This window comes from Microbulbifer epialgicus, from assembly GCF_041447265.1.
Classification (GTDB): domain Bacteria; phylum Pseudomonadota; class Gammaproteobacteria; order Pseudomonadales; family Cellvibrionaceae; genus Microbulbifer; species Microbulbifer epialgicus.
In genome coordinates, this window is the sequence record NZ_JBGMEK010000181.1 from 1 (window position 1) to 3,125 (window position 3,125).

The following is a 3,125-nucleotide window of genomic DNA, read 5'->3' on the forward strand; positions in this document are numbered from 1 at the left end:
TGGAGGGGGTATCATGGCAGCCTGCCAGAGCAAGTTGAATAATGTGGTTCATGTACCGCTTACCCTCGGCTATTGTCATTGCTCCCTTTGACACAATTAATCCTCCATTGAAAGCTCTGATGCAAAACAGCCGAATACGATCTCCCCAGTCTGCTTGGCTTCCTCATAGGACTCCTTGGTCTCGTAATCTTCATCAGCTTCAGTATCCCACTGCTGGCTATCATATGTAGCTACCCTGGAAACCTCCTCCACTAACATGAAGTCTTCTTCAAGTGCGGCGGTCAATCGAGCTACAGCATTTTCTCTAGATTCGTCCGGAACAATAGAGCGGCCAAAATAGAAAGTGCTACCATCTTGGGGTAACGAGCTTTGTGGCAAAACTTTTACTTTAGTATCAATTACCCAGAAAATAGGCATATACATCCCTCTCGATATTGCAGGTGTGAAATTAAAACACCAAATAGTACACCAATTATCAAGTGATATTTCAATAACATCCTCTTGTAGCTTGGGGCTCAAGTAAATCAAAGTTATTTAAATATCGCAGTGGTTCAATTATCTTGGCCATTAAACAGCCTCATCGTTTTGCAGCATTGGGGTCGATACTTTAAAAAGTGTTTAATCAATCGGCTCTGCCTGTAGATAAAAAGCGGAGTATATTTGCCATTGGTTGCCAGAATGGTAGCAATCTTTGACTCAATGAAAGTGGCAGAATCAGCAAAAGAGTTCCGTCACCGTTATGAACCGGATATATTTAATTGACCACTGAATATAAACCTGATGATCGCTCGCATAGCAAACTACCCCTGTGGGTGCCCGCTTTGCGGGCTTCGGTGGAGTGTAGTCTCAGGGCTGGTGTTTCCCTTCCTGGGTGTATACTGGTAAGGAATATCCATTGGAATCTTCTACAGAACTATAAGACCGTAGAGCTATTCGCTATGGAATTTAGATTCATGGAGTAGCCCAATACAGGGAGAATCTGCCTCTCAACCATCTCCATTACTTGCCCCTCGTTCTTTCTGGATGCGCATATAGATTTCTTCACGGTGAACGGGCAGGGATTTGGGAGCCTCTATCCCCACTCTTACGTGATTACCTTTAATATCCAAAACTACGATTGAGACGTTTGCTCCAATCCTGAGGTTTTGGCCAATCCGACGAGTTAAAATTAACATATCCATTTCCTATTGATACTTAAACCATGGGGAAACCTTCCGCTGTGGGAAAGCTTAGAGAGTGACGTTTTGAGGCAATACGAGGTGGGGCGCGGGAACGGTAGGCGTAAAAGTAGAAAAGGCGGATACAACGCTCCCAGAACTTGAAAAAGCCTTTCAAGTTACTGAATGTGCTCCACTTTATTGAAGACGAGCGGGTTTCTAGCGTATCATCCATTACAGCCATTTTGATAGTTCGCGTATCAATTTGGTTAGCTGGCCCCTGGTGTTGGTAGCACCTTGGGTCAGCGCCTTTTACTTACTTTTATGTCACGCTACCGTTCTCCTTTGCGAGATTGGGCCATATAGAAAGTTTTGAGCCTTTTGATTCCGAGTTATTAGCTAATAAAAGCTTGCTCAGTTATGGCCCAAAATACCGATAAATATCTATTTACCTTACGCATTTTTGACACTGGAAACAATCTTAATAAATTCCAATAAGATCATTTTGCTGCCTATCTTCCTATACGCATTTGCTATTGCACGGTTTGTAGATTGTTGGTTTGATCCAGGCTTGATTACTACTGTTAGATTTACATTCGGAAGAGGTTGGGTGGATCAAGATAACTGGAATCAGTAATCTAAACCTTAAATGCACTCCCTGATTTATTGAGTAGACAAGAATTTAAGGAATCTATTGCATAGCTTTTTCTACTTGGTCAATTTGTGGCTTGAAAAGCAAAATGCCTGGCTAGGCTGGGGCTTCACTAGGAAGAGGGGCACGCGGGCTATCTTGACAGGTCCTGAGCTCTTTATCGTATACTGTATGGGTATACAGTATTGTGCTTGGAGGTAGTCATGGGAACCAGAAACATCATTTTCGACGGAGAGCCGATCCGGATATGCCGCTATCGGTCGGACTATGACAGCCGACCAATGTACGCCATCTGCATCCTTAACTATACAAAGTACGTACGCAGCTTTTCGGTTTCTGTGGGTCTGAATTTGCGTGAAGAATTGGAGCTGACACTAAGGCAGATGCGGGAAGTTGAGCGCAGTATGGCTTGGTTGGAATCAGAATTTAAGGAGTTGAGTGCTTAATCTAGCGTTGCTCTAAGCACTATTGAATGGCTATCGGATGGCCAGGGAAACTTAACCGGAGAAAGGACATGGGAAGAACGATCAATAGGTTTGCAATCTTTGCCGAGCGTATTCATTTAATGAATGGTGGTGCAAAAAGTTTTAGAGGCTCCGCTCCAACTGATGAGGCGGCAATGGAGCTAGCAGCGGAAATCGCTAAATCCGAGAAAGCGGAGTTTTATTCTTGGCTGCACATCCTTGATATTGTAACTGGGAGCTATACCGAGTACTCAATTAAGAGAGGCGGTGTATTGGTGGAAAGGGAGTGCCAAGAATAACAGGAGCCAGCTAACTAGTGGTTGTTGCCCCTTAGACTCGATGAATGAGGAGAAGGTACCGGAGAGGATGATAAGTCGTTACAAGAGTGGTGTTAAACTATAGATTGAGGCAGATCCTGGTTTGATCCTATTCCGGATGATCAGAACTGGTTATTAACCCGGCGGACAAATAGTTCAGTTATGCTGCGTACCTAATTGATTCGTGTCGGAAGTAGGCTGCTACACGCGCGGGCTTCTTTTGTAACATTCTCATGTGAGAAAGCACTTTCCTTTTTAGCTTCTCCTTGGATCGGGCTGGCATGCCACTGTGAACGCCCCCTTTAAGGTCGCAATTCAAATACTCATCTGGATTCAGTTCAGGTGAATATGATGGTAAATAATAAATTTCTATCTCATCCTCGTGCTCTGCCAGCCAAGCTTTAACAAATCGTGCATGATGTACCCTAAGATTGTCCAGAATGAGGTAAACTTTACGCCCCGCTGTTTTGATCAATCGCTTAAGAAAGTCAATCAGCCTATCGGCATTCATACTTCCTTCGTAAATTTGAAAACG

Annotated in this window: 5 protein-coding genes; 2 read left to right on the forward strand and 3 right to left on the reverse strand. The window is 43.9% G+C overall.

Translation table 11 applies throughout. The features are described 5' to 3' along the window. Window positions 1-96: 96 nt before the first annotated feature. Window positions 97-417 (reverse strand): hypothetical protein, encoded by a 321-nt coding sequence (locus ACCI49_RS24110; RefSeq protein WP_371841799.1) that lies wholly within the window; start codon window positions 415-417, stop codon window positions 97-99. Window positions 418-986: 569 nt separating this feature from the next. Continuing rightward, on the reverse strand, window positions 987-1,175 hold the full coding sequence (gene csrA, locus ACCI49_RS24115; RefSeq protein ID WP_371841800.1) for a carbon storage regulator CsrA: 189 nt from the start codon (window positions 1,173-1,175) through the stop codon (window positions 987-989). Between the two features lie 837 nt (window positions 1,176-2,012). Here csrA and ACCI49_RS24120 point away from each other — a divergent pair. Both ACCI49_RS24120 and ACCI49_RS24125 read left to right on the forward strand, forming a co-directional pair. Continuing rightward, window positions 2,013-2,255 (forward strand): hypothetical protein, encoded by a 243-nt coding sequence (locus ACCI49_RS24120; protein ID WP_371841802.1) that lies wholly within the window; start codon window positions 2,013-2,015, stop codon window positions 2,253-2,255. Between the two features lie 68 nt (window positions 2,256-2,323). Then, window positions 2,324-2,572, forward strand: coding sequence for a hypothetical protein (locus ACCI49_RS24125; RefSeq protein ID WP_371841803.1), 249 nt, complete (start codon window positions 2,324-2,326; stop codon window positions 2,570-2,572). Between the two features lie 178 nt (window positions 2,573-2,750). Here the strand turns inward: ACCI49_RS24125 and ACCI49_RS24130 are convergent. Then, the coding region (locus ACCI49_RS24130; RefSeq protein WP_371837343.1) for a transposase at window positions 2,751-3,125 on the reverse strand (375 nt) is incomplete at its 5' end.